Genomic DNA, 24,998 nt, shown 5'->3' with positions numbered 1-24,998 from the left:
GGCACCGGCGGCGGTGACGGCGGCACCGACGGTGGCTCGCAGACCTGTGTGCTGGACGAGTCGTCCGTGAACTGCGACAACACCGACACGGACGCGGCCGGCACCAAGCCGATCAGCCAGGAGAAGCCGAAGGAGGAGCTGGCCGAGACCGGCGCCGCCGAGACGACCTTCCTGCTGATCGGTGCGGCCACGATGATCGCCGGTGGTGTCGGCTTCCGGCTGATGCCGCGCCTGGCGGGCCGCCGTACGGTCGCCTGAGCGCCGTACGCGGTGCGCGCGTACCCGTCCGCGTGACGGCACGCGCGGAACGCTGAACGAGGGCCCGGGACGCCTGTGCGTCCCGGGCCCTCGGGATGTCCGTGGCCGGTCGTGGGTCGTGTGGTGATGTCGTGTGGTGGCGGTGCGGCGGCACGCCGCGGGAGCCCCGGGGGGCGCCGGACGCCTACGCCGTGGCCTGGCGGGCCAGCAGGGCCACCGCGATCAGGGTCAGCAGCAGGGCGGCCAGCGCCGCCGGAGACAGGGAGCCCAGGACCGAGAACGGGTTCTCCTGGTGCATCCGCGCGCGGTGTGCGCGGCACACCTCGCATCGGCCCTCGCTCACCGGCCCTGCGCAGTTGGCGCACACCAGTCGGTCGCACGTCATGCGATGTCCTCCTTCACAGCGCCAACGCCGCCGGGCGGTGTTCTGTTCCCGCGAGCCCGGAAGCAGCCCGGAAGTTCTGCCTCCACTGTGCCAGGTCCGGGCCAGGGCTGCAGAAAGTCATGGCCAATGCCGGGTTTGTGCCTGATCTGCCCGTGATGGGAACCACCAACACCGGACGCCGTCTGCGGACCTCGCGCGCCTTCGCGTAGGGTCACCACACCGACGGGGAATCACTCCGTGGCTTCCGCTGCCCCTACCCAGGTCGACGTGGTGTAAATCCGTGATCCGATTCGACAACGTCTCGAAGTTCTACCCCAAGCAGAACCGCCCCGCCCTCCGCGACGTCTCGCTGGAGATCGAGCGCGGCGAGTTCGTCTTCCTGGTGGGCTCCTCCGGCTCCGGCAAGTCCACCTTCCTGCGGCTGATCCTGCGCGAGGAGCGCGCCAGCCACGGGCAGGTGCACGTCCTCGGCAAGGACCTCGCCCGCCTGTCCAACTGGAAGGTCCCGCACATGCGCCGCCAGATCGGCACGGTCTTCCAGGACTTCCGGCTGCTCCCCAACAAGACGGTCGGGGAGAACGTCGCCTTCGCCCTGGAGGTGATCGGCAGGTCGCGCGGCGACATCCGCAAGTCCGTTCCCCAGGTGCTCGATCTGGTCGGCCTGGCGGGCAAGGAGGACCGGATGCCCGGCGAGCTGTCCGGTGGTGAGCAGCAGCGGGTGGCCATCGCCCGTGCGTTCGTCAACAAGCCGAAGCTGCTGATCGCCGACGAGCCGACCGGCAACCTCGACCCGCAGACCTCCGTCGGCATCATGAAGCTGCTGGACCGGATCAACCGCACCGGTACGACCGTGGTCATGGCCACCCACGACCAGCAGATCGTCGACCAGATGCGCAAGCGCGTGATCGAACTAGAAAAGGGCCGTCTCGTGCGCGACCAGTCGCGCGGTGTCTACGGCTACCAGCACTGAAAGGACGCCATGCGCGCCCAGTTCGTACTGTCGGAGATCGGCGTCGGTCTCCGCCGCAACCTCACGATGACCTTCGCGGTGATCGTCTCCGTCGCCCTGTCGCTGGCCCTGCTCGGCGGTGCGCTGCTCGCCCGCGAACAGGTCAGCAGCATGAGGGGGTTCTGGTACGACAAGGTCCAGGTGTCGATCTACCTCTGCAACGAGAACGACGCCGACATCGCCCTCACCTGTGCCAGGGGAGCGGTCACCGCGCAGCAGAAGCGCCAGATCCTGGCGGACCTCAAGAAGCTCGACATCGTCGACCAGGTCTACTACGAGTCCGCCGAGCAGGCGTTCAAGCACTACAAGGAGCAGTTCAAGGACGACCCGATGGCCGACCTGCTGACTCCGGACCAGATGCAGGAGTCCTACCGGGTCAAGCTCAAGGACCCGACCAAGTTCGAGGTGATCAACACCGCCTTCTCCGGCCGGGAGGGCATCCAGAAGGTCGAGGACCAGAGGAACCTCCTGGAGAACCTCTTCCGGATGCTCAACGGCATGAACTGGGCGGCCCTCGGACTGATGGGCCTGATGCTGATCGTCGCCCTGCTGCTGATCGTCAACACCGTGCGGGTGGCCGCGTTCAGCAGGCGCCGGGAGACGGGGATCATGCGGCTGGTGGGCGCCTCCAGCTTCTACATCCAGATGCCGTTCATCGCGGAGGCCGCCTTCGCCGGCCTGCTGGGCGCCGTCGGCGCGACCCTGCTGCTGGTGGTCGGCCGCTACTTCCTGATCGACAACGGCCTGTCACTGGCCGCCGAGATGCCGCTGATCAACTTCATCGGCTGGGGCTCGCTGTTCAAGGTGCTGCCGCTGATCTTCGTGGTCGGCGTGCTGATGCCCTCTCTGGCCGCCTTCTTCACGCTGCGTAAGTACCTGAAGGTGTGACGGAGGCCCGGCGCGGGGGCGCCCGGGAGCACCCGGCGCGCGCCCGGGAGCGTGCCGGGTGTGACGAAGGACGCGGCGGGCGTCGGTGCAACCTCCCCTGCGGCGCCCGCCCGTGTCCTAGACTCCGCAGCATGTCGGGTCCGTCGATGTTCGCTCCACGTGGCTCCGTCCGGACCGTGAACGGGTCCGCGGACGGCGAGCACCGGCCCCGCCGCATCCTCCGCGGGGCCGGGCTGACCCTGGTCTTCGTGGCCGCGCTGGCGACCGGTGCCGTCACCGAGTCATGGGGAGGCGTCACCGACAGTGACGCGTCCCCGGTGAGCCCCCGCCCTCTCGGAGCGGGCGCGGAACGGCACCCCGGGGAGGACGGGGACGGGGCGCACGACGCCGAGGAACTGGTCAGTCGCAGCGGCGACCGCTGGTCCGCCGCGTACACCGCGCGCGAGTACGAGGGGCTGCGCCGCGCCCTGGACGGCGAGTACGTCGGCGTGGGCGTCTCCGTCCGCAGGGTCGCCGCCGGCCGGGTCGAGGTCGCCCGCGTCCAGCCCGGCAGCCCCGCCGAGGAGGCCGGTCTCCGCGCCGGCGACCGGCTGCTCACCGTCGACGGCACCGAGGTCGCCGACCGCCCGGTCACCGACATCGTGGCCCTGCTGCGCGGCGGCCCGCCCGGAGAGGGCTCCCCGCCCGGCAGCCGGGTCGTCCTGGGCCTCGACCGCGACGGCCGGAGCTGGCGGGAGGAGCTGAGCCGGGCCAGGCTGACCATGGAGACCGTCACCGTCTCCCCCGCCGGCCCCGGTGTCACCCGCATCAGGATCGACTCGTTCACCAAGGGCTCCGGTGACGCGGTGCGGCGCGCGGCCGACCGGCTTCCGCCGGACGAGGGCGTCCTGCTCGACCTGCGCGGCAACTCCGGCGGCCTGGTCGCCGAGGCCACCGCCGCCGCCTCCGCCTTCCTCGACGGCGGCCTGGTGGCCACCTACGGCGACGGCGGCGCGCAGCGCGCGCTGTACGCCGAGCCCGGTGGGAACACCGAGTCCCCGCTGGTGGTGCTGGTCGACGGCGGCACGATGAGCGCCGCCGAACTGCTGGCCGGCGCCCTCCAGGACCGCGGACGGGCGGTCGTGGTCGGCAACCGCACCTTCGGCAAGGGCTCGGTGCAGGTGCCCCGGGAACAGCCGGACGGCTCGGTGGCCGAGCTGACCGTCGGGCAGTACACCACCCCCGCCGGCCGGACCGTCGAGCGGGAGGGCATCACCCCCGACCTGGAGGTGCGCCCGGGAGACAGCGCGCTGGATGAGGCGCGCACGGTATTGAGTGGCCTCGGCCCCCGGCCGTAGTGGGACAATGGCCCGGCTATGGCTAAAGAGACGGGTCGCAAACTCATCGCGCAGAACAAGAAGGCGCGGCACGACTACCTCATCCTGGACACCTACGAGTGCGGGCTGGTGCTGACCGGCACCGAGGTGAAGTCGCTGCGGCAGGGGCGGGCGTCGCTGGTCGACGGCTTCGCCCAGATCGACGGCGGTGAGGCGTGGCTGCACAACGTCCACATCCCCGAGTACGCCCAGGGGACGTGGACCAACCACAGCGCGCGGCGCAAGCGGAAGCTGCTGATGCACCGTGCGGAGATCGACAAGCTGATCGGCAAGCTCCAGCAGACGGGCCTGACGCTGGTCCCGCTCCAGCTCTACTTCAAGGAGGGCCGGGCCAAGGTCGAGATCGCGCTGGCGCGCGGCAAGAAGGAGTACGACAAGCGGCAGGCGCTGCGGGCCAAGCAGGACCGCCGCGAGGCCGAGCGCGCGATGTCCGCCGCGCGGCGTCGGCAGCGGGCGTAGTGCCCGCCTCCCTCCCGGGCGAGAACATCCCGGGTCCGTTCTCCGCCGGACCCGGCGTACGGCGCTCGGCGCGGGGCGTCCGGCGGCGGTTCCCCCGGGGAATGCGCTGGCAGCCCTCCGCGTTGATCCCGTAGAATGACAGCAGCGCCGTCCGGCTCCGGCCGGGCGAGCTTGTCAAGTGAACATGGGGATGATCGGTTTCGACAGCGGCTGTTGAAGCAGGGGAAGCGAGCCGAGGAACGCGGCAATGATCTCGTTAACCATGTGCCGCGAAAAAATAATCGCCAACAACAAGCGCGATTCCTTCGCCCTCGCTGCCTGAGCAGCGACCTGCGAAGTGTCAGCCCAGGGGTGTTCCCGCCCTGGGGCCTGGCATCAGCTAGGGAACTCCACCGTTAACCCCGGTCACGGGGGTTGACGGGACATCCAACAGTGACTGGGCCTGTCGGCGGCTTGTCCGCGTGACCGCCGGGGCCGAGAAAAGCACAGCGGACTGCGCTCGGAGAAGCCCTGGTTCTGCACCGTTGGACGCGGGTTCGATTCCCGCCATCTCCACTCATCCCATGTGGGTCGAAGGCCCCGCCGTCATCGGACGGCGGGGCCTTCGACCTGTCCGGGGCCGGGTCCGGAGCCCGTCACCGCCGCCGTGCCGGGGCCGCCGCCACCGTCGCCAGGGCCGTCGCCGCCGCGAGCGCGGCGGCCGCCGGCGGCACCGCGTACCCCCACGGGCCGCCCAGGTGCTCCGCCGCCCAGCCGCCGGCCGCCGAGCCGGCGGCGATGCCGCCCAGCAGCGCGGTGACGGCCAGGGTCATGCCCTCGTTCAGCCGGCCGGGCGGGACCAGCCGCTGGACCAGGGACATGCCGGTGACCATCGTGGGGGCCGTCGCCACCCCGGCGACCAGCAGCGCGGGCGCCAGCACCGCCAGGCTGCCGGCGGCCCCGGCGAGCAGCGGCAGCGCCATCAGGGCGGCCATCGCGCCCACGCACACCACGAGGCGCCGCCGCAGCGCGTCCGCCCGGTCCTCCAGGCGCAGCGCGCCGAAGACCAGCCCGGCCGCGCCCGAGCCGACCGCCTGGAGGGCCAGCACGGCCCCGGCCGCGGACGGGTGCCCCAGCGCGTCGGCGTACGCCACCGTCACCACCTCCAGCGCGCCGAAGACCGCGCCGGTGGCGAGGAAGACGGCCAGCAGCGGCGGCAGGCCCGGGCTGCGCAGCGGGGCGGTGGTACGGGTGTGCCCGTCGCGCCGCGCCACGGGCGGTTCGGTGCGGCGCTGGGCGGCGAACAGCAGGGTGCCGGTCAGCAGCAGGACCGCGCCGGCCAGGGTGCCCGCCTCCGGGAAGAGCGCGGTGCACAGGAGACCGGCCAGCACCGGGCCGAGCACGAAGCACAGTTCGTCGAGGGCCTGTTCGAGGGAGTTGGCGGTGTGCCGGGCGGCCTCGTCACGCGGGGTGGGGCCGCGGTGCAGGTGCGCCCAGCGGGCCCGGGCCATGGCCCCGGTGTTGGGGGTGGTGGCGGTGGCCGCGTGGGCGGCGAACAGCGCCCAGTCGGGCGCGCCGTGGCGCACGCACAGCACCAGCGCCAGCGAGCCCGCCGCGGCGGCGGTCGCCGCGGGCACGGCGACGCGGGCCTGCCCGTACCGGTCCACCAGCCGGGCGGTCAGCGGTGCCACGACGGCCGTCACCGCCAGACCGGTGGCGACGACGGCCCCGGCGAGCGCGTACGAGCCGCGGGTGCCGGCGATCATGATGATCGCGCTGACGCCGAACATGCCCATCGGCAGCCTGGCGAGCAGGCTCGCCAGGCAGAACGCGGCCGTACCGGGCGCGGCGAACAGCCGCGCGTACGGCGCGGTCCAGCGCGGGGGCGGACGGCGGACGGCGGTGCGGCCGGTGGTGCGGACGGGGGCGGCGGGGGCCGTGCGGTGGACGGCGACCAGGGTCTCGCCGCCCATCGCGAACAGCGGCGCGGCGGGCCCGTCGCGGCGGCGGACGTAGGTGGGAGTGGGGAGCCCGGTGGAGTGATGTGGCATGCACACACCGTCGGGCAGCCGGCCGGGAGGCGTCCAACACCTGGTCACCGGCCATTCACGCGAATCCGTTGTCAGTGTGCTGCCCGGTTGCCATCATGAGGCGTGCCCCGAGACACCGAACCCCGGCTGCTGCGCGCCTTCGTCGCCGTCGCCGACGAGCTGCACTTCACCCGGGCCGCCACACGGCTGTTCGTCGCCCAGCAGGCGCTGAGCCGTGACATCCGGCGCCTGGAGGAGAGGTTCGGGACCGCGCTGTTCGTCCGCACGACCCGTCAGGTCACCCTGACCCCCGAGGGGGAGCGGCTGCTGCCGTACGCCCGGCGCGTGCTGGCCGCGTACGACGAACTCGCCGCCGCCGCCGTGCGCGACGGGCGCCCCCTGCTGGTCGACGTCGCCGCCCCGGTGAGCACCGGGCAGCTCGTGCTGGACGAGGCCCGGCGCCTGGCGCCCGGGGTGGAGTTCGTCGCCCGCTTCCACAGCGGGCTGACCGGCGCCGCCGCGGAGATCGTCGGCGGGCGGCTGGACGTCTCCTTCGGCCGCGCCGCCGGACTGGACCCGGCCGTCCTGGCCGCCCTCGACCACCGGCTGGTCCGCCACGAGCGGGTGGCCGTGCTGCTGCCCGAGGGACACCGGCTGGCCCGGCTGCCCCGGGTGCCGCTGGACGCGCTGGCGGGGGAGACGCTGTACGCCGGGGCGGGCAACGAGGGGACCGCCGAGTGGACCGACTACGCCCGCCGCCTCTTCGCGGCCCGCGGCATCGAACTCGCCCCGCCCTTCCCGAAGATCGAGGGGGAGGCGGAGTTCACCCGGGTCGTGCGCGGCCGGGGCTGGTCGGTGCTGGCCAGCGAGGTCTTCACCGGCGTGCCGGGCATGGTCCTGCGTCCGCTGACCGATCCGGTGCCGCTCTCACCGGTCTCGATGGTGTGGCGGCGCGGGCTGCGCCATCCGGGGCTGGACGCGCTCCTGGACGCCGCGTGGCGGCTGGGCCAGGAGGGGCGCTGGCGGACGCGCCCGGACGGCTCCTGGCTCCCCGAACAGGACGAACGCCTCGTCGAGGGCCGCCGGGCCGGCGGCACCGGGCCGGCCCGCGCCGGCCGGCCGTGACGCACGGGCGGCACCGACGGGGCGGGCCGGGACGCCCGGCACACGGGCGGCGGGCTCACACGAGCCCGTGTCCCGGGGTGAGAGCAAGGTTGCGCGGAGGTCACCTGGCGGCACCGGGGTGAAACGCGCCGTCCCTAGCGTCGGGTGGCGACACCCGACACCGTGGAGGCGCCATGACCGCTCCGGCCACCGCACGCGGCGGCAGCCGCTGGATCGAGCACTGGGATCCGGAGGACGAGGAATTCTGGGAGAGGGAGGGCCGGCACGTCGCCCGGCGCAACCTCGTCCTGTCGGTGCTCTCCGAGCACATCGGCTTCTCCGTGTGGAGCATGTTCTCGGTGCTCGCCCTGTTCATGGGCCCCGAGTACGGCATCGACCCGGCCGGGAAGTTCTTCCTGGTCGCCGTCGCCTCGCTGGTCGGCGCGGCCCTGCGCGTCCCCTACGGCTTCGCGGTCGCCCGCTTCGGCGGCCGCAACTGGACGGTGATCAGCGCGGCGATGCTGCTGGTGCCCACCACCGCCCTGCTGGCGGTGATGGAGCCGGGGACGCCGTACGCCGTCTTCATGGCGGTCGCGGTCCTCACCGGGATCGGCGGCGCCAACTTCGCCTCCTCCATGACCAACGTCAACGGTTTCTACCCGCTGCGGCTGAAGGGCTGGGCGCTGGGGATGAACGCCGGCGGCGGCAACATCGGCGTCGCCGTCGTCCAGCTCGCCGGCCTGCTGGTCATCGCGGTCGCCGGGGCCGCGCAGCCCAGGCTGCTGCTCGCCGCCTACCTGCCGCTGATCGTCCTGGTCACCGTGCTCAGCGCGCGGTACATGGACAACCTCGGCCCGGTGCGCAACGACACGCGCGCGGCGAAGGAGGCCGCGGCGGACCGCCACACCTGGATCATGGCGTTCCTCTACATCGGCACCTTCGGTTCCTTCATCGGCTACGGCTTCGCCTTCGGCCTGGTGCTGCAGACCCAGTTCGGCCGCACCCCCCTCCAGGCCGCCTCCCTGACCTTCATCGGCCCGCTGCTGGGCTCGCTGGTCCGCCCCGTCGGCGGCCGGCTCGCCGACCGGCTCGGCGGCGCCCGCGTGACGCTGTGGAACTTCGGGGCCATGACGGCCGCGGTCGGCTCCATCGTCGCGGCGTCGGCGCGGGAGTCGCTGCCGCTGTTCATCGCCTCCTTCGTCGTGCTGTTCGTGCTCACCGGCCTGGGCAACGGCTCCACCTACAAGATGATCCCGGGCATCTTCCAGGCCAAGGCCCTGGCGGCGGGCCTGGAGGGGGAGGCGGCGGCCGCCCGCGCCCGCCGGTTGTCGAGCGCCTCCATGGCCCTGATCGGGGCGGTCGGCGCCGTCGGCGGCGTGGGCATCAACCTCGCCCTGCGCCAGTCCTTCCTGGCCTCCGGCAGCGGCACCGGCGCCTTCGCCGTCTTCCTCGGCTACTACGTGGTCTGCGCGGCGGTGACCTGGTTCGTATACCTGCGGCGCACGGCCCCCGCGCCCGCCGCCCCCGGCACGGACCGCCCGGAGGCGGCCGGGCCGGAGACGCGCCCCGTCTACGCGGAGGTGTGACGGGGTCCGCGCGCACCACCCGTAACACCGGGGAAATCGCGGTGAACCGAGCCCGTCACGGATCATTGACAGGCTCGGTACGCCCTGACGGCCCGTACGGAGCGGCCCGTGCAACGACTGCGGACGAGGACCCCATGCACCAGGTCGGACCACTGGAAGGCTTCACCGTCGGCGTCACCGCCGCCCGGCGCGCCGACGAACTGGGAGCGCTGCTGGAGCGGCGCGGCGCGGAGGTGCTGCACGCCCCGGCACTGCGCATCGTGCCGCTGGCCGACGACGGCGAACTCCTCGCCGCGACCAGGGAGCTGCTCGACCGCGCGCCCGACGTGGTGGTGGCCACCACCGCGATCGGCTTCCGCGGCTGGGTGGAGGCCGCGGACGGCTGGGGCCTGGGCGACGGGCTGCGGGCCCTGCTGGGCGCGGTGGAACTGCTCGCCCGCGGGCCCAAGGTGCGCGGCGCGGTCCGGGCCGCCGGACTGACCGAGGACTGGTCGCCGCCGTCGGAGTCCCTGGCCGAGGTCCTGGACCGGCTGCTGGCGGAGGGCGTCTCGGGGCGCCGGGTCGCCGTCCAGCTCCACGGCGAGCCGCTGCCCGGCTTCGTGGAGGCCCTGCGCGCCGCGGGGGCGGAGGTCGTCGGGGTGCCGGTCTACCGCTGGCTGCCGCCGGAGGACATCGCCCCGGTGGACCGGCTCGTCGACGCCGTCCTGGCCCGCACCGTGGACGCGGTCACCTTCACCAGCGCCCCCGCCGCGGCCTCGCTGCTGGACCGCGCGGAGCGGCGCGGCGTACGGGAGGAACTGCTCGGGGCGCTCCGCCACGACGTGCTGGCCGCCTGCGTGGGACCGGTCACCGCCGCGCCGCTGGAGGCCCACGACGTGCCGGCGGCACGGCCCGAGCGCTTCCGGCTCGGGCCGCTGGTCCAGCTCCTCTGCCGCGAACTGCCCGCCCGCGCGCCCGTCCTGCCCGTGGCCGGGCACCGGCTGGAGATCCGCGGCCGCGCGGTGGTCGTGGACGGCGAACTGCGGCCCGTGCCGCCCGCCGGGATGGCGCTGCTGCGGGCGCTGGCCCGGCGGCCCGGCTGGGTGGTCTCCCGCGCCGACCTGCTGCGCGCGCTGCCGGGCACCGGACGCGACGAGCACGCCGTGGAGACGGCGATGGCGCGGCTGCGCGCGGCGCTGGGCCGTCCCCGGATGATCCAGACGGTGGTCAAGCGCGGCTACCGGCTCGCCCTGGACCCGTCGGGCGTCCCGGCCCGGGGCGCCGCGGCGGCCCGCACCGCCGAGGGCTGAACGTCCGGCCTACACCATCCGTATCCCCCGGCGGGAGCCGTTTCGCCAATCCCGTAGAACTCCCGGGATTCTCGTCGACGGGGAGGACGGTGTGCGTGAGGATGCCGCCGTGATGGACCGACCGCGACCGTACGTGCAGGAGGGGCCGGACGAGGAACTGATGCGGGTGCTGTACCGCGAGCACGCCGGCCCGCTGCTCGCGTACGTCCTCCGGCTGGTCGCCGGGGACCGGCACCGCGCCGAGGACGTCGTGCAGGAGACGCTGCTGCGCGCCTGGCGCAACGCCGACCGGCTGGGCGGCACCGGCGGATCGGTGCGGCCGTGGCTGGTGACCGTCGCGCGGCGCATCGTCATCGACGGCCACCGCGGACGGCGTGCCCGCCCGCAGGAGGTCGACGACGGCCCGCTGGAGACGCTCGCCGCCGCCGACGAGATCGACCGGGCGCTGCGGCTGATGACGATCGCGGACGCCCTGGGCGAGCTGTCCGAGGCGCACCGCACGGTGATCGTCGAGACGTACTTCAAGGGCCGCACCGTCACCGAGGCCGCCCACGTCCTGGGCGTGCCGACCGGTACGGTTCGCTCCCGGGTCTTCTACGGGCTGCGGCAACTGCGGCTCGCGCTGGAGGAGCGGGGGGTGACCATGCCGTGAACGACTCCGTGAACAACGCCGCGAACGGTGCCGCGAACGGTGCCGACGAGCACCTGGACGTCGGCGCGTACGCCCTGGGGGTGCTCGACCCGCGGGACGCCGCGCACTTCGAGGCCCACCTGGCGACCTGCGCCCGGTGCGCCTACCGGCTCGCCGAGCTGTCGCCCCTGCCCGACCTGCTGGCCGAGATCGCGCCGGGCCCGGCGGGGCCCGCCGGGCCCCTGGGACCGCCGGGCGGCCCGGCGCCGCCGGCGGTGGAGCCGCCGCCCGCCCTGCTGGACCGGCTGCTGGAGCGGATCGCGGCCGTCCGCCGCCGGCAGCGCAGGCGGCGCTGGGCGCTGGCCGCCGTGGTGGCCCTGCTGCTCGCCGGGGGACCGGCGGTGACGGCCGCGCTCACCGCGCAGGAGCAGCAGCGGGAGCAGCGGCCCGCGCCCGCGTACGCCGCCTCCGCCAAGGCGCTGTTCGACCGCGGCGGCGAGCGGCTGGCCGCCACCGACGCGGACACCGGCGCGGACGCGGCGGTCGCGCTGTGGGAGCGGCCGTGGGGCACCGAGGTGGCCCTGCGGCTGTCGGGCGTGGCCGGGCCGCAGAGCTGCGACCTGGTGGCGGTCTCCCGCGACGGCGGCAGGCAGACGGTCACCACCTGGTCCGTTCCGGCTTCAGGGTACGGCGACACCCCGCTCTACACGGTCGGCGGCACCGGAATCGAGCGCTCCGACATCGAGCGCTTCGAGATCCGCACCCTCGACGGGCGCCACCTGGTGACGCTGCCGGCCGCGTGACCGGCGCCCGCCGCCCCCGTTCGCGCCCTTTCCGCGCGTGCGCGCGTGCGCACCACCTCCGCGTCGCGTACGGTTGACGGCTGCCCTGAGTACACCAGAAGGGGGCCGTGCGTTGGGAGCGCAGGAGACAGTGCAGCCGGTGCCGCGGGCCGAGGGGGGGAGCCGCCAGGACGACCAGCGCGACGACCAGCGCGACGACCGGCGCGGCGGCCGTCGGGACGACGGGGTGCGGGAGCGGGAGATCCGCGGGGAGCAGGAGCATCTCGACGCGGTCTACCGCCGTCTGGGGGAGAAGATCCACGAGGCGGAGTTCCTCATGGCGGACGCCGCCAAGCGGGCCCAGGTCGGCACGCCGGGGGCGCTCGCCGAGCGGGACGCGCAGGTCTTCCGCGCCGGAGTGCACCTCAACCGGCTCAACAGCGAGTTCGAGGACTTCCTCTTCGGCCGGGTCGACCTGCTGCTCGGCAAGGACGGCGAGCGCGGGCCGGACGGCGCGTACACCTCCGTGGAGCCCGCCGACGACGCCGTGCGCCCCGACAACACCGCCGACATCGCCGAGACCCTGCACATCGGGCGGCTCGGCGTGCTGGACGCCGACTACACCCCGCTGGTCATCGACTGGCGCGCCCCGGCCGCCGCGCCCTTCTACCGGGCCACCCCGGTGGCACCGGGCCGGGTGGTGCGCCGGCGGGTGATCCGCAGCCGGGGACGCCGGGTGCTGGGCGTGGAGGACGACCTGCTGCGCCCGGAGCTGACCGCGTACCTGGACGGCGAGGAGCTGGCGGTGGTCGGCGACGGCGCCCTGATGGCGGCGCTGGGCCGGTCCCGCGGCCACTCCATGCGCGACATCGTCGCCTCCATCCAGGCCGAGCAGGACGAGGTGATCCGCGCCCCCGCCGTCTCCGTCACCGAGGTCGAGGGAGGCCCCGGCACGGGCAAGACGGCGGTCGCGCTGCACCGCGCCGCGTACCTGCTCTACCAGGACCGGCGGCGGTACGCGGGCGGCATCCTGATCGTCAGCCCGACCCCGCTGCTGGTGTCGTACACCGAGGGCGTGCTGCCGTCCCTGGGCGAGGAGGGCCAGGTCGCCATCCGCGCACTGGGCTCGCTGGTGGAGGACGCCGAGGCCGACACCTACGACGAGCAGCCCGTCGCCCGGATCAAGGGCTCCTCCCGGATGGTGAAGGTGCTGCGCCGGGCGGCGCGCGGCGTGCTGGAACTCGGCGCGCCGGGATCGGCCGGGGCGCCCGGCACGCTGCGGGTGGTGGCCTTCGGCGCGCGGATCGAGCTGGGCGCCGAGGACCTGCGGGGAATCCGCGCCCAGGCGCTGGGCGGCACCGCGCCCGTCAACCTGCTGCGCCCGCGCGCCCGGCGGCTGCTGCTGGACGCGCTCTGGGAGAGGTCCGGGGCCGGCCGGCGGTACACCGACCCCGAGCTGGCGGCCGAGGCGCGGCAGGCGTTCGACGAGGACGTCTCCACCGAGCCCGCCTTCACCGGCTTCCTCGACGCCTGGTGGCCCGAGCTGACCCCGCGCCGGGTGCTGGCCGCGATGGGCGACGAGAAGCGGCTCGGCCGCTGGGCGCGCCGGATCCTCCAGCCCCGCGAGGTGCGCCGGCTGGCGCGTTCGCTGGCCCGGCTGGACGCCGACGGCTCCGGCCCGCTGTCCGTCCACGACGTCGCGCTCCTGGACGAGCTGCGGGTCCTGCTCGGCGCCCCCGCCCGCCCCCGGGTGCGGGAGGCGGACCCGCTGGACCAGCTCACCGGCCTGGAGGAGCTGACCACCTACGCCGACCGCCTCGCCGGCCGCCCGGGCCGCGACGGGCGGGCCGCGGCCGCCGGGCAGGACGAGCGCACCGACTACGCGCACGTCATCGTGGACGAGGCGCAGGACCTCACCCCCATGCAGTGGCGGATGGTCGGCCGCCGGGGCCGCCACGCGACGTGGACGGTCGTCGGCGACCCGGCGCAGAGCTCCTGGTCCGATCCGGAGGAGGCCGCCGCCGCCCGCGACGAGGCGCTGGGCAACCGCCCGCGCCGCCGCTTCGAGCTGACGGTGAACTACCGCAACCCGGCCGAGGTCGCCGAGCTGTCCGCCCGGGTGCTCGCCCTGGCCATGCCGGGCGTACGCCCGCCCAGAGCGGTGCGCTCCACGGGCCTGACACCCCGCTTCGCGGTCGTCTCCGGCGAGGACGTGGGCGGGGCCGTCCGCGACGAGGCGCGGCGGCTGCTGGCCGAGGTGGAGGGCACCGTCGGCGTGGTGGTGGCCATGAGCCGCCGCGAGCAGGCCCGCGCCTGGCTGGCCGGGCTGGGCGACCGGGTGGTGCCGCTGGGCAGTCTGGAGGCGAAGGGCCTGGAGTACGACGCGACGCTGGTGGTCTCGCCCGCGGAGATCGCGGACGAGTCCCCGGCCGGGCTGCGGGTGCTCTACGTGGCGCTGACGCGGGCCACGCAGCGGCTGACGGTCCTGTCGCGGGAGGCCGACCTGCCGGACGCGGACGGGGTGCCGGACCTGCTGCGGGAGTGAGGTCTTCGGCGGCGGGCGCCCGGGACCCGGCCCCGGGGGGAGCCCCGCGCGGAGTCCCGGGCGCGGTTCCACGCCGCGGTCACACGCGGAGTCCGGGCGGAATCATCACCGCCGATCGTTTGTTAGCCTGGCTGTGGCACCGGCCCGATCCAAGCCCCCGGGCCCAACCTTAGTCGCTTCGAGCGACCACTTGCCGCGAGGCGAGCATGGCGGGTCGGTGTCACTCGACCCGAGCGAGAAGGGGTCCGCACCGCCGTAACGGCGGTGCGGACCCCTTCCGCGTCAGCCCCTCCCGGCAGCCCTCCCGGCGGCTCCTCCGCCGGTCCTCCCGGCCCCTCCGCCGGCCGCCGGGCCGCGACGCCCCTCCCCGGACCTCCGCATCCGGCCGGGACGTCCCGTATGGCGGAAAACATCTTCCGCCCAGAGGGACCGGTTACCGCGTACCGAACGGTAAGTGGGACGATCGGGTGACGTGACCCGGCCCGGACCGGGGCCACGGCACAGCACACCGGGAAAGTGAAAAGCAGAGGAAACAGGCCATGGCAACGGCGCCCAGTGTCTCCTACTCGATGACCATCCGCCTGGAAGTGCCCGCCGGGGGATCGGCGGTCAGCCAGCTCACCACGGCCGTGGAGTCCTCCGGCGGTTCGGTCATCGGTCTGGACGTCACCGCCTCCGGCCACGAGAGACTCCGCATCGACGTCACGATCGCGGCGTCCTCCACCGCGCACGCGGACGAGATCGTCGCCAAGCTGCGGGACATCGAGGGCGTGGCCATCGGCAAGGTCTCCGACCGCACGTTCCTGATGCACCTCGGCGGCAAGATCGAGATGGCGTCGAAGCATCCCATTCGCAACCGCGACGACCTGTCCATGATCTACACCCCCGGCGTCGCCCGGGTGTGCACCCAGATCGCGGCCAACCCCGAGGACGCCCGCCGGCTGACCATCAAGCGCAACTCCGTCGCGGTCGTCACCGACGGCTCGGCCGTGCTGGGCCTGGGCAACATCGGGCCGAAGGCCGCCCTGCCGGTGATGGAGGGCAAGGCGGCCCTCTTCAAGCGGTTCGCGGGCATCGACGCCTGGCCGCTGTGCCTGGACACCCAGGACACCGACGCCATCGTCGAGATCGTCAAGGCCGTCGCCCCCGGCTTCGCGGGCATCAACCTGGAGGACATCTCCGCCCCCCGCTGCTTCGAGATCGAGGCGCGGCTGCGCGAGGCGCTGGACATCCCCGTCTTCCACGACGACCAGCACGGCACCGCCATCGTCGTGCTGGCCGCCCTGACCAACGCGCTGCGCGTGGTCGGCAAGGACATCGGCGACGTGCGGGTGGTGATGTCCGGCGCGGGAGCGGCCGGCACGGCCATCCTCAAGCTGCTGCTGGCCGCCGGCGTGAAGCACGCGGTGGTCGCCGACATCCACGGCGTGGTGCACGCCGGACGCGCCGACCTGGTGGACGCCGCCCCCGACTCGCCGCTGCGCTGGATCGCCGAGAACACCAACCCCGACGGCCTCACCGGCACCCTCAAGCAGGCCGTCGTCGGCGCCGACGTCTTCATCGGCGTCTCCGCCCCGGACGTGCTCGGCGCCGAGGACGTGGCGGCGATGGCCGACGGCGCGATCGTCTTCGCGCTCGCCAACCCCGACCCGGAGGTGGACCCGGCGATCGCCCGCCAGACCGCGGCGGTGGTGGCCACCGGCCGCTCGGACTTCCCCAACCAGATCAACAACGTGCTGGTCTTCCCCGGCGTGTTCCGCGGTCTGCTGGACGCCCAGGCGCGCACGGTCAACGAGGACATGATGCTGGCCGCCGCCCGGGCCCTGGCCGACGTGGTGCACGAGGACGAGCTGAACGCGAACTACATCATCCCGAGCGTCTTCAACGAGAAGGTCGCGGGAGCCGTCGCCGGGGCGGTGCGGGACGCCGCCAGGGCGGCCGGGGAAGTTGTGACGACCACCACGCCGAGCCTGTGACGCCGGCCCGGCGCGTCGGGGGCACAGCACCCGGATGGCCCCTTAAGGTGGCGAAAGCCGCACCAGGAGTGACTACGGAGCGTCATCGCAGCGTGTCACGGGCGCTCTTCGTGTGACGTCACAGGGCGCCGGATTGGCTTTACCCCCGCAGGTGGAGGCAGGATGCGTTCCGGGCGCGAGGGTCTGGAAGCAGACCCGGGTCCGGGGACTGTCCGAGGGCCCTGGCAGCATCGGCTTCGATCTCACGCCTCACAGGCAAGAAAAACACGGGAGTACGAAATATGAACCGCAGTGAGCTGGTGGCCGCGCTGTCCGAGCGCGCCCAGGTGACTCGCAAGGATGCCGACGCCGTGCTGGCCGCGTTCGCCGAGACCGTCGGCGAGGTCATCGCCAAGGGCGACGAGAAGGTCACCATTCCCGGCTTCCTGACCTTCGAGCGCACCCACCGTGCCGCTCGTACCGCGCGCAACCCGCAGACCGGCGAGCCCATCGAGATCCCGGCCGGGTACAGCGTGAAGGTCTCCGCGGGTTCCAAGCTGAAGGAGGCCGCCAAGGGCAAGTGAGCCCTGGCGCGCAGCCTCAGCGGGCGCACACACGGACGAGGGCGGTCACCCCGGTCGGGGTGACCGCCCTGTCGGTCTCCGGCCGGCCGGGGCACCGGCGGCCGTCGGCGGGTCAGGAGGGCAGCTCGATGCGCGCCCCCAGGGCCGGCAGCTTCTCCATGAAGTTCTCGTAGCCCCGGTTGATCAGGCTGATGCCGTGGACCCGGGAGGTGCCCTGCGCCGCCAGGGCGGCGATCAGGTACGAGAAGCCGCCGCGGAGGTCGGGGATGACCAGGTCGGCGCCCTGGAGCTTCGTCGGGCCCGAGACGACCGCCGAGTGGAGGAAGTTGCGCTGGCCGAAGCGGCACGGCATGCCGCCCAGGCACTCGCGGTAGAGCTGGATGTGCGCGCCCATCTGGTTGAGCGCGGAGGTGAAGCCCAGCCGGGACTCGTACACCGTCTCGTGCACGATCGACAGGCCCGACGCCTGGGTGAGGGCGACGACCAGCGGCTGCTGCCAGTCGGTCTGGAAGCCGGGGTGCACGTCCGTCTCCAGGGCGATGGCGTTGAGCGCGCCGCCCGGGTGCCAGAAGCGGATGCCGTCGTCGTCCACCTCGAACGCGCCGCCCACCTTGCGGTAGGTGTTGAGGAACGTCATCATCTCGCGCTGGCTGGCGCCGCGCACGTACACGCTGCCCTCGGTGGCCAGCGCCGCGCTCGCCCAGGAGGCGGCCTCCAGGCGGTCCGGCAGGGCGCGGTGGTTGTAGCCGCCCAGCTTCTCCACACCGGTGATGCGGATCGTCCGGTCGGTGTCCATGGAGATGATGGCGCCCATCTTCTGCAGCACGCAGATGAGGTCCTCGATCTCCGGTTCCACGGCGGCGTTGGAGAGTTCGGTCACACCCTCGGCCAGCACGGCCGTCAGCAGCACCTGTTCGGTGGAGCCGACCGACGGGTACGGCAGCCGGATCTTGCAGCCGCGCAGCCCGCGCGGGGCCTCCAGGTACTGTCCGTCGGCGCGCTTCTCGATGACGGCGCCGAACTCGCGCAGCACGTCGAAGTGGAAGTTCACCGGCCGTCCGCCGATGTCGCAGCCGCCCAGGCCCGGTATGAAGGCGTGGCCCAGGCGGTGCAGCAGCGGACCGCAGAAGAGGATCGGGATGCGGGACGAACCCGCGTGGGCGTCGATGTCGGCGACGTTGGCGCTCTCCACGTGCGAGGGGTCGAGCACCAGTTCCCCCGGCTCCTCGCCGCTGCGCACGGTGACGCCGTGCAGCTCCAGCAGGCCGCGGACGACCCGCACGTCGCGGATGTCGGGGACGTTGCGCAGACGGCTCGGTTCGCTGCCGAGCAGTGCGGCGACCATGGCCTTGGGCACGAGGTTCTTCGCGCCGCGGACTTTGATCTCGCCCTCCAGCGGTGTGCCGCCGTGGACAAGAAGTACGTCGTCAGTGCCGGTCATGGGCCTCGCGTTCCAGGATGAAAAAGAGCAGGGGCACTGGAATGGTAATCGCCGCGCGTCGCCCCGGTGTTCGCCGTGCGGCGGTGCGGACGGCCTCCCGCGGGTCTCCGGCGGCGGTGCGGACGGTCCCGTGGCGGGCACCGCTTCTGCGCCGTTCCGGAAGGTTATAGGGGGGTTGGCTCCCCATCGGGGGCCCGAGTGCGGGATCATTGGTGCATGACCGAGGTGACCTCGCTCACCGGGCGGCTGCTCGTCGCGACACCGGCGCTGACCGACCCGAACTTCGACCGTGCGGTGGTGCTGCTCCTCGACCACGACGAGGAGGGCTCGCTGGGCATCGTCCTCAACCGGCCGACGCCCGTCGACGTCAAGGACGTCCTGGAGCCCTGGGCCGCCCTGGCCGGGGAGCCGGGCGTGGTCTTCCAGGGCGGTCCGGTGTCGCTGGACGCGGCGCTCGGCGTCGCCGTCATCCCCGGCGGCGAGGGCCCGCTGGGATGGCGGCGGGTGCACGGGGCCATCGGCCTGGTGGACCTGGAGGCACCGCCGGAGCTGCTCGCCGCCGAACTGGGCTCGCTGCGCATCTTCGCCGGGTACGCCGGATGGGGGCCGGGCCAGTTGGAGAGCGAGCTGGAGGAGGGCGCCTGGTACGTCGTGGAGTCCGAGCCCGGGGACGTCTACGCGCCCGATCCGCAGCGGCTGTGGCGGGCCGTGCTGCGCCGTCAGCGCAGCGAGCTGGCGATGGTGGCCACCTACCCGGACGACCCGTCGCTGAACTAGCCCCCGCCTCCCGCCGGGCGGGCCGGGCGCGGGCGGCTCCGGCGCGGACCGCAGTACGCTGGCTCCATGAGCACTCCTGAGCCCGAGCGCGGGACGGGCACCGGCACCCTCGTCGAGCCCACCCCGCAGGTGTCCCACGGCGATGGCGATCACGAGCGCTTCGCCCACTACGTCCAGAAGGACAAGATCATGGCCAGCGCGCTCGACGGCACCCCCGTCGTGGCGCTCTGCGGCAAGGTCTGGGTGCCGGGGCGCGACCCCAAGAAGTACCCGGTCTGCCCCATGTGCAAGGAGATCTACGAGTCCCTGGGATCAGGCGGCGACGGCAAGGGCAAGGACGGCGGCGGGAAGTGACGCCGCCCCGGTGAGGCCCCCGGCCTCGTCCGGCCCGCCCTGAGCCCTTCCGCGCGAGGGCGCCGCAGGGCTTTCCGCACCTCTTCCGGCGGCCCCCGGAACACGCCGAGGCGTGTTCCGGGGGCCGCCGTGGCGTTCGTGCCGGGTCCGGCCCGCGGCGCGGGGCGCGTGCGGGCCACGGAGTGGTCGAGACCTCTTGTCGGCCGCCGTGGGGCCCCCTAGTCTCCTGCGGAGTTGTGCAGAGCGAAACAGCCGTTGCACATGGTGCAACACAGCTCCAGTGGGGGTCACGCCCATGAAGTTCTCCGCCCGCACGGCCGCCCCCGTGGCGGCGCTCCTCCTCGCCGCGCTCACCGCCTCCGCCTGCGCCCCCTCCACCTCCGGGGGCGACGGCGCGACCGAGGACCGCAGGAGCGGCACGGTGCGCGTGTGGCTGTTCAAGGAGGTCAACAACGAGCCCAAGGAGCGCATCGTCGACGAGGTCGTCCGCGCGTTCACGAAGAAGCACGACGGCGTCGAGGTCGACGTGCGGTACATCCCGGTCGAGAGCCGCGCCGAGAGGATCAAGGCGGCCTTCAACGACCCCTCCTCCGCCCCCGACCTGATCGAGTACGGCAACACCGACACCGCCGGATACGTCGCCGACGGCGGCCTCGCCGACATCACCGAGGAGTTCGGGGACTGGGACCAGGCCGCGGACACCGACCCGACCGCCCGGGAGTCGGTGACCGTGGACGGCAAGGTCTACGGCGCTCCGCTCTTCGTGGGCGTGCGCGCCCTGTACTACCGCACCGACGTCTTCGACGACCTCGGCCTGGAGCCGCCGGGGACCCTTCAGGAGGTCGCCACCGCCGCCCGGCGGATCCGCGCGGAGCGGCCGGACCTGTACGGCATCGCCGTCGGCGGCGCGTACACCTACGGCGCGCTGCCCTTCGTCTGGGCCCACGGCGGCCACCTGGCCGAACGGAAGGGCGGCACGTACACCGCCGCCGTCGACGGCGCCGCCGCGAGGAAGGGCGTCGAGGCGTACACCGACCTCTTCGGCGAGGACAACTGCCCCGCCGCCAAGTGCGCCGAGATGGGCGGCAACGACACCGTGGAGGCGTTCGCGGCCGGCAAGGCCGGCATGGTCATCGGCGGCGACTTCAGCCGCCAGGCGATGGAGGACGGGAAGGTCCGGGGCAAGTACGCCGTCGTCCCGCTGCCGGGGGTGGAGAAGGGCGAGATCGCCCCGGCCTTCGCGGGCGGCAACAACCTCGGCGTGCTCCGCAGCAGCGACCACCGCACCCTGGCCGTCGAACTGCTGAAGTCGCTGGCGGGCAAGGAGACCCAGCGGAAGCTGTTCGACGAGATGGGCTTCCTGCCGACCTTCACCGACACCCGTCAGGAGGCCGCCGCCTCCGAGCCGTTCGTCGAGCCGTTCGTCAAGACCCTGGCCGCCGGAACGGAGTTCGTGCCCGCCACCCCCGCCTGGGCGGAGATCGACGCCTCGCGGGTGCTGCCGGTGATGTTCCAGGAGATCGTCAGCGGCCGGAAGGACGTCGCCGCCGCGACCCGGGACGCGGCGGCGCGGATGGACGAGGCGTTCGGCAAGGCCGCGGACTGAACCCATGGCCGCGAACGTCACCACCGGACCCGCCGCGGCGCGCGAGCCCGTGGCGCCCCCGCCGGACCGGTCACCGCGGCCCCCGGGCGGGCGCGGGCGCGGTCCCGCCCGCCCGGGGGGCGGCTGGACGCCCTGGCTCTACCTCGCCCCCGCCCTGGTGGTCCTCGCCGGACTGCTGGTCTACCCGGTGTACCAACTCGGGCTGATCTCCGTCCTGGAGTACACCCAGGCCCAGGTCAGCGGCGGCGAGCCCACCACCTTCCGGGGCCTGGACAACTACGCCGAGCTGTTCGGCGACTCCCGGTTCTGGGAGGTGCTGGCGGCCACGGTGGTGTTCGCCGCCGCCTGCGTGGTGAGCACCCTGGCGGTCGGCTGCGCGCTCGCCGTCCTCCTCACCCGGGTGCGGGCCGTGCCCCGGCTGCTGCTGATGCTCGCCGCGCTCGGCGCCTGGGCGACCCCGGCGATCACCGGCTCGACGGTCTGGGTGTTCCTCTTCGACCCCGACTTCGGGCCGGTCAACAAGGTGCTGGGCCTGGGCGACTTCTCCTGGACGTACGACCGCTACAGCGCTTTCGCCCTGGTGCTGTTCGAAGTCGTCTGGTGTTCCTTTCCCTTCGTCATGGTGACGATGTACGCGGGAATCCGGGCCATTCCGGCCGAGGTGCTGGAGGCGGCGGCCCTGGACGGCGCGTCCGTCTGGCGGATCTGGCGCAGCGTCATGGCGCCGATGCTGCGGCCCATTCTCGTCGTCGTCACCATCCAGTCGATCATCTGGGACTTCAAGGTCTTCACCCAGATCTACGTGATGACGGGCGGCGGCGGCATCGCCGGGCAGAATCTCGTGCTCAACGTCTACGCCTACCAGGTGGCGTTCGCCTCGTCGCAGTACAGCCTCGGTTCGGCCATCGGCGTGGTGATGCTGCTGATCCTGCTGGCCGTCACCCTGGTCTACCTGCGCCTGCTGCGCCGCAGGGGGGAGGAACTGTGAACAGTCCGGTGCCCGGCGCGCCGGCGCAACCGGTGGCGCGCCCGGTGATGCGGCCGGTGGCGCGCCCGGTGGTGAGGAGGCCCTGGCGACTGGCCGCCGAGGCGACGGCCGTGCTGGTCGCGGCCGTGGTCGCCTTCCCGCTGTACTGGATGGTGCTGTCGGCGTTCAAACCGGCGGGCGAGGTGCAGTCCGGCACGCCGCGCCCGTGGACGCTGAATCCGTCGCTGGACGCGTTCCGCCGCGTCTTCGAACAGCAGGACTTCGGACGGTACTTCCTCAACAGCCTTCTGGTGGCGGGTGCCGTGGTCGTCGCCTCGGCGCTGATCGCCTTTCTCGCGGCGACCGCCGTGACGCGTTTCCGCTTCCGGTTCCGCACGACGCTGCTGGTGATGTTCCTGGTCGCGCAGATGGTCCCGATCGAGGCGCTGACCATTCCGATGTTCTTCCTGATGCGCGACCTCGGCGAAACGGTTCCCGGCGTCGGCCTCAACACGCTCGGCTCGCTGATCCTGCCGCACATCGCCTTCTCGCTGCCCTTCGCGATCTGGATGCTGCGCGGTTTCGTGAAGGCCGTTCCCGAGTCGCTGGAGGAACAGGCGTTCATCGACGGCGCGAGCCGTACGCGCTTCCTGTGGCAGATCCTCTTCCCGCTGGTCTTTCCCGGCCTGGTGGCGACGAGCGTCTTCTCCTTCATCTCCACCTGGAACGACTTCCTGTTCGCCAAGTCGTTCATCATCTCCGACACGGAGAACTCCACGCTGCCGATGGCGCTCCTGGTGTTCTTCGACACCGAGACCCCGGACTGGGGCGGGGTGATGGCGGGGTCGACGGTCATGACGGTCCCCGTGCTGGTCTTCTTCGTCCTCGTCCAGCGCCGCCTGGTCTCCGGCCTCGGCGGCGCGGTGAAGGACTGACCGAGCGCGGGAAGGCGACGGGCGGGTGCGCCGCCGGGCGCACCCGGCACACCGGACAGAAGGAGCAGGAGAGTTGAGCACATCCGGACCGGACCTGGTCCCCGCACCGCGCTCCGCCGTCGTCGGCGGCGGGCGGTTCGTCCTCGGCGCCGCGACGGTCCTCGACGCCGGACCCGGCACCGAGGGCACCGCCCGCCGGCTGCGTGCCGAGCTCGGCGCGGCCACCGGCCTGCCGCTGCCGCCGCCCGGCGCCGGGGGAGACGCCGGGGGAGGGGGCGAGGACGGCGGGGTCCTGCGGCTGCGCCTGGACCAGCAGGTCGCCGCCGAACTCGGGCCTGAGGGCTACCGCCTGAGCGTGACCGACGCCGGCGTGGACCTGCGCGGCGGCGCGGCCCCCGGCGTCTTCTGGGGCGCCCAGACGCTGCGCCAGCTCCTCGGCCCCGACGCGTACCGCCGCGCCCCGCTGCCCGGCCGTACGTGGTCGCTGCCGCACGCGGTGGTCGAGGACGCGCCCCGCTTCGGCTGGCGGGGCTTCCTGCTGGACGTGGCGCGGCACTTCACGCCCAAGGACGGCGTGCTGCGCTGGATCGACCTGCTCGCCGCGCACAAGCTGAACGTCCTGCACCTCCACCTCACCGACGACCAGGGCTGGCGCCTGGAGATCGAGCGCTTCCCCAGGCTCACCGAGGTCGGCGCCTGGCGCCGGCGGAGCCGGCTCGGGCACCGGGACTCCCCGCTGTGGGACGAGCGCCCCCACGGCGGCTTCTACACCCGCGACGACGTCCGCGAGATCGTCGCGTACGCCGCCGAGCGGCACATCACCGTCGTCCCCGAGATCGACGTGCCCGGCCACTCCCAGGCGGCCATCGCCTCCTACCCGGAGCTGGGCAACACGGACATCCCCGGGGGCACCGCGGACACCGCCTTGGAGGTGTGGACGGACTGGGGGATCAGCCCCGACGTCCTGGCCCCCACCGAGGCCGTCCTGCGCTTCTACGAGGGGGTCTTCGAGGAGGTGCTGGAGCTCTTCCCCGGCGAGTTCGTGCACATCGGCGGCGACGAGTGCGTCAAGGACCAGTGGCGGCGCTCGCCGACCGCGCAGGCGCGGATCGCGGAGCTGGGGCTCGACGGCGAGGACGCCCTCCAGGCCTGGTTCGTACGGCACTTCGACCGCTGGCTGGCCGGGCGCGGTCGCCGCCTCGTCGGCTGGGACGAGATCCTGCAGGGCGGCACGGTGGCGGACGGCACGGCGGAGGAGCTGCGGTTGAGCCCCGGGGCCATGGTCTCCTCCTGGCGCGGCTACGCCGGGGGGATCGCCGCCGCGCGGGCCGGACACGACGTGGTGATGTGTCCCAAGGAGCACGTCTACCTCGACTACCGGCAGGACGCCGGTGAGGACGAGCCGGTGCCCATCGGGGACCCGCGCACCCTGCGCGACGTCTACCACTTCGAGCCCGTGCCGCCGGAGTTGGCGGGCACCGCGGCGGAGAAGCACGTCGTCGGCGCGCAGGCCAACCTGTGGACCGAGGTCGTGGAGGACCAACAGCGCGCCGACTACCAGGCGTTCCCCCGGCTGGCCGCCTTCGCCGAGGCCGTGTGGTCGCCGCCCGGCGCGCGCGACTGGGCGGGGTTCGAGCGGCGGATGACCGGCGCCCACTACGCCCGCCTCGACGCCCTCGGCGTGGCCTACCGGCCGCCGTCCGGGCCGCGCCCGTGGCAGCGCCGCCCCGGCATCCCCGGACGTCCCTCCGGCGGGCGGTGGGCGAACCTCTGAGGGGGCGTGCGGAACAGGCTCCGGAGCGGGCGCTTAAAGTAATACAAGGTCTCCCAGGGGTGGCAAGCCGCTCCTGTCGGTGACAACCACCGAAAGCGGTCCATCAACCAGGTCAGGGACGGATGGTCCCTTCACGGACCCCCGCACCGGCGGCCCCCCGAGATGTGCCAGAGTTGCCACGTCCGGGTTCTCAGCACGTACGGTACGGCTGGCAGCCGGGACGACCGGGGAAGGGGCGCTGGATTGAGCACGCACGCACCGCACGCACCACGGGCGGCGCAGCC

21 protein-coding genes, 1 other RNA gene and 1 pseudogene are annotated in these 24,998 nt (G+C 73.4%); 20 read left to right on the top strand and 3 right to left on the bottom strand.

The window, feature by feature from the left end:
• Positions 1–258 (top strand): annotated as a pseudogene (locus VE546_RS14545) (LPXTG cell wall anchor domain-containing protein); the annotation flags it as partial.
• Between the two features lie 184 nt (positions 259–442).
• On the opposite strand, the gene VE546_RS14540 reads toward VE546_RS14545, so the two are convergent.
• Positions 443–643: a hypothetical protein gene (locus tag VE546_RS14540; protein WP_324922314.1), complete on the bottom strand. Its 201-nt coding sequence runs from the start codon at positions 641–643 to the stop codon at positions 443–445.
• Between the two features lie 280 nt (positions 644–923).
• Between VE546_RS14540 and ftsE the strand changes: the two genes are divergently transcribed.
• From ftsE to ssrA, 5 genes are all read left to right on the top strand, one after another.
• Positions 924–1,613, top strand: a complete 690-nt coding sequence (gene ftsE / locus VE546_RS14535) for a cell division ATP-binding protein FtsE (protein ID WP_324922312.1) — start codon at positions 924–926, stop codon at positions 1,611–1,613.
• Positions 1,614–1,622: 9 nt separating this feature from the next.
• Entirely contained in the window at positions 1,623–2,540 is a 918-nt protein-coding gene (gene ftsX, locus VE546_RS14530) for a permease-like cell division protein FtsX (RefSeq protein WP_324922311.1), read from the top strand.
• Positions 2,541–2,686: 146 nt separating this feature from the next.
• On the top strand, positions 2,687–3,877 hold the full coding sequence (locus VE546_RS14525) for a S41 family peptidase (protein ID WP_324922310.1): 1,191 nt from the start codon (positions 2,687–2,689) through the stop codon (positions 3,875–3,877).
• An 18-nt stretch (positions 3,878–3,895) separates the two neighbouring features.
• On the top strand, positions 3,896–4,375 hold the full coding sequence (gene smpB / locus VE546_RS14520; protein ID WP_324922308.1) for an SsrA-binding protein SmpB: 480 nt from the start codon (positions 3,896–3,898) through the stop codon (positions 4,373–4,375).
• 186 nt (positions 4,376–4,561) lie between these two features.
• Positions 4,562–4,933, top strand: a transfer-messenger RNA (tmRNA) gene (gene ssrA, locus VE546_RS14515).
• A gap of 77 nt (positions 4,934–5,010) precedes the next feature.
• Here the strand turns inward: ssrA and VE546_RS14510 are convergent.
• Complete coding sequence (locus tag VE546_RS14510) at positions 5,011–6,405, bottom strand: MFS transporter (RefSeq protein WP_324922306.1); 1,395 nt, start codon at positions 6,403–6,405, stop codon at positions 5,011–5,013.
• Positions 6,406–6,507: 102 nt separating this feature from the next.
• On the opposite strand from VE546_RS14510, the gene VE546_RS14505 reads away from it, so the two are divergent.
• The 8 genes from VE546_RS14505 to VE546_RS14470 all read left to right on the top strand — a co-directional run bounded on the left by VE546_RS14505 (position 6,508) and on the right by VE546_RS14470 (position 16,860).
• Positions 6,508–7,509 carry a LysR family transcriptional regulator gene (locus VE546_RS14505; RefSeq protein WP_324922304.1) on the top strand — a complete coding sequence of 334 codons (1,002 nt, stop codon included), beginning with the start codon at positions 6,508–6,510 and terminating at the stop codon, positions 7,507–7,509.
• A gap of 173 nt (positions 7,510–7,682) precedes the next feature.
• Complete coding sequence (locus tag VE546_RS14500; protein ID WP_324922302.1) at positions 7,683–9,074, top strand: nitrate/nitrite transporter; 1,392 nt, start codon at positions 7,683–7,685, stop codon at positions 9,072–9,074.
• Positions 9,075–9,208: 134 nt separating this feature from the next.
• Complete coding sequence (locus VE546_RS14495; RefSeq protein ID WP_324922301.1) at positions 9,209–10,363, top strand: uroporphyrinogen-III synthase; 1,155 nt, start codon at positions 9,209–9,211, stop codon at positions 10,361–10,363.
• A gap of 112 nt (positions 10,364–10,475) precedes the next feature.
• Positions 10,476–11,015 (top strand): sigma-70 family RNA polymerase sigma factor, encoded by a 540-nt coding sequence (locus VE546_RS14490; protein ID WP_324922299.1) that lies wholly within the window; start codon positions 10,476–10,478, stop codon positions 11,013–11,015.
• Entirely contained in the window at positions 11,012–11,797 is a 786-nt protein-coding gene (locus tag VE546_RS14485) for a zf-HC2 domain-containing protein (protein ID WP_324922298.1), read from the top strand. Before VE546_RS14490 ends, VE546_RS14485 begins: the two co-directional genes overlap by 4 nt.
• Before the next feature lie 226 nt (positions 11,798–12,023).
• Complete coding sequence (locus tag VE546_RS14480) at positions 12,024–14,321, top strand: HelD family protein (protein ID WP_324922323.1); 2,298 nt, start codon at positions 12,024–12,026, stop codon at positions 14,319–14,321.
• A gap of 539 nt (positions 14,322–14,860) precedes the next feature.
• The gene (locus VE546_RS14475) at positions 14,861–16,297 is read left to right on the top strand and encodes an NAD-dependent malic enzyme (RefSeq protein WP_324922296.1); all 1,437 of its coding nucleotides are present in this window, start codon (positions 14,861–14,863) and stop codon (positions 16,295–16,297) included.
• A 281-nt stretch (positions 16,298–16,578) separates the two neighbouring features.
• Positions 16,579–16,860 (top strand): HU family DNA-binding protein, encoded by a 282-nt coding sequence (locus tag VE546_RS14470; protein ID WP_324922295.1) that lies wholly within the window; start codon positions 16,579–16,581, stop codon positions 16,858–16,860.
• A gap of 112 nt (positions 16,861–16,972) precedes the next feature.
• Here the strand turns inward: VE546_RS14470 and murA are convergent, their stop codons facing one another.
• Positions 16,973–18,301: a UDP-N-acetylglucosamine 1-carboxyvinyltransferase gene (gene murA / locus VE546_RS14465; RefSeq protein WP_324922293.1), complete on the bottom strand. Its 1,329-nt coding sequence runs from the start codon at positions 18,299–18,301 to the stop codon at positions 16,973–16,975.
• 216 nt (positions 18,302–18,517) lie between these two features.
• Between murA and VE546_RS14460 the strand changes: the two genes are divergently transcribed.
• From VE546_RS14460 to VE546_RS14435, 6 genes are all read left to right on the top strand, one after another.
• Positions 18,518–19,078: a YqgE/AlgH family protein gene (locus VE546_RS14460; protein WP_324922291.1), complete on the top strand. Its 561-nt coding sequence runs from the start codon at positions 18,518–18,520 to the stop codon at positions 19,076–19,078.
• Positions 19,079–19,144: 66 nt separating this feature from the next.
• Entirely contained in the window at positions 19,145–19,432 is a 288-nt protein-coding gene (locus VE546_RS14455) for a DUF3039 domain-containing protein (RefSeq protein ID WP_324922290.1), read from the top strand.
• Between the two features lie 295 nt (positions 19,433–19,727).
• Complete coding sequence (locus VE546_RS14450) at positions 19,728–21,038, top strand: extracellular solute-binding protein (protein WP_324922322.1); 1,311 nt, start codon at positions 19,728–19,730, stop codon at positions 21,036–21,038.
• A 4-nt stretch (positions 21,039–21,042) separates the two neighbouring features.
• Complete coding sequence (locus VE546_RS14445) at positions 21,043–22,026, top strand: sugar ABC transporter permease (protein ID WP_324922288.1); 984 nt, start codon at positions 21,043–21,045, stop codon at positions 22,024–22,026.
• Positions 22,027–22,073: 47 nt separating this feature from the next.
• Positions 22,074–22,940 carry a carbohydrate ABC transporter permease gene (locus VE546_RS14440; protein ID WP_324922320.1) on the top strand — a complete coding sequence of 289 codons (867 nt, stop codon included), beginning with the start codon at positions 22,074–22,076 and terminating at the stop codon, positions 22,938–22,940.
• A 73-nt stretch (positions 22,941–23,013) separates the two neighbouring features.
• Positions 23,014–24,714, top strand: coding sequence for a beta-N-acetylhexosaminidase (locus tag VE546_RS14435; RefSeq protein ID WP_324922286.1), 1,701 nt, complete (start codon positions 23,014–23,016; stop codon positions 24,712–24,714).
• Positions 24,715–24,998: the final 284 nt, after the last annotated feature.

It is taken from the genome of Streptomyces sp., from assembly GCF_035644915.1.
GTDB lineage: Bacteria > Actinomycetota > Actinomycetes > Streptomycetales > Streptomycetaceae > Streptomyces.
Note: the sequence above shows the minus strand (reverse complement) of the source record. Positions and strands in the feature narration are given on the sequence as shown.

Bases quoted from the DNA above. Each gene is read 5' to 3' on its own strand.
- VE546_RS14460 (WP_324922291.1), top strand. From the start codon at position 18,518: ATGACCGAGGTGACCTCGCTCACCGGGCGGCTGCTCGTCGCGACACCG.
- VE546_RS14510 (WP_324922306.1), bottom strand. From the start codon at position 6,405: ATGCCACATCACTCCACCGGGCTCCCCACTCCCACCTACGTCCGCCGC.
- VE546_RS14455 (WP_324922290.1), top strand. From the start codon at position 19,145: ATGAGCACTCCTGAGCCCGAGCGCGGGACGGGCACCGGCACCCTCGTC.
- VE546_RS14445 (WP_324922288.1), top strand. From the start codon at position 21,043: ATGGCCGCGAACGTCACCACCGGACCCGCCGCGGCGCGCGAGCCCGTG.
- VE546_RS14475 (WP_324922296.1), top strand. From the start codon at position 14,861: ATGGCAACGGCGCCCAGTGTCTCCTACTCGATGACCATCCGCCTGGAA.
- VE546_RS14470 (WP_324922295.1), top strand. From the start codon at position 16,579: ATGAACCGCAGTGAGCTGGTGGCCGCGCTGTCCGAGCGCGCCCAGGTG.
- murA (WP_324922293.1), bottom strand. From the start codon at position 18,301: ATGACCGGCACTGACGACGTACTTCTTGTCCACGGCGGCACACCGCTG.
- VE546_RS14525 (WP_324922310.1), top strand. From the start codon at position 2,687: ATGTTCGCTCCACGTGGCTCCGTCCGGACCGTGAACGGGTCCGCGGAC.
- VE546_RS14440 (WP_324922320.1), top strand. From the start codon at position 22,074: ATGCGGCCGGTGGCGCGCCCGGTGGTGAGGAGGCCCTGGCGACTGGCC.
- VE546_RS14540 (WP_324922314.1), bottom strand. From the start codon at position 643: ATGACGTGCGACCGACTGGTGTGCGCCAACTGCGCAGGGCCGGTGAGC.
- VE546_RS14450 (WP_324922322.1), top strand. From the start codon at position 19,728: ATGAAGTTCTCCGCCCGCACGGCCGCCCCCGTGGCGGCGCTCCTCCTC.
- VE546_RS14500 (WP_324922302.1), top strand. From the start codon at position 7,683: ATGACCGCTCCGGCCACCGCACGCGGCGGCAGCCGCTGGATCGAGCAC.
- VE546_RS14490 (WP_324922299.1), top strand. From the start codon at position 10,476: ATGGACCGACCGCGACCGTACGTGCAGGAGGGGCCGGACGAGGAACTG.
- smpB (WP_324922308.1), top strand. From the start codon at position 3,896: ATGGCTAAAGAGACGGGTCGCAAACTCATCGCGCAGAACAAGAAGGCG.
- VE546_RS14495 (WP_324922301.1), top strand. From the start codon at position 9,209: ATGCACCAGGTCGGACCACTGGAAGGCTTCACCGTCGGCGTCACCGCC.
- ftsX (WP_324922311.1), top strand. From the start codon at position 1,623: ATGCGCGCCCAGTTCGTACTGTCGGAGATCGGCGTCGGTCTCCGCCGC.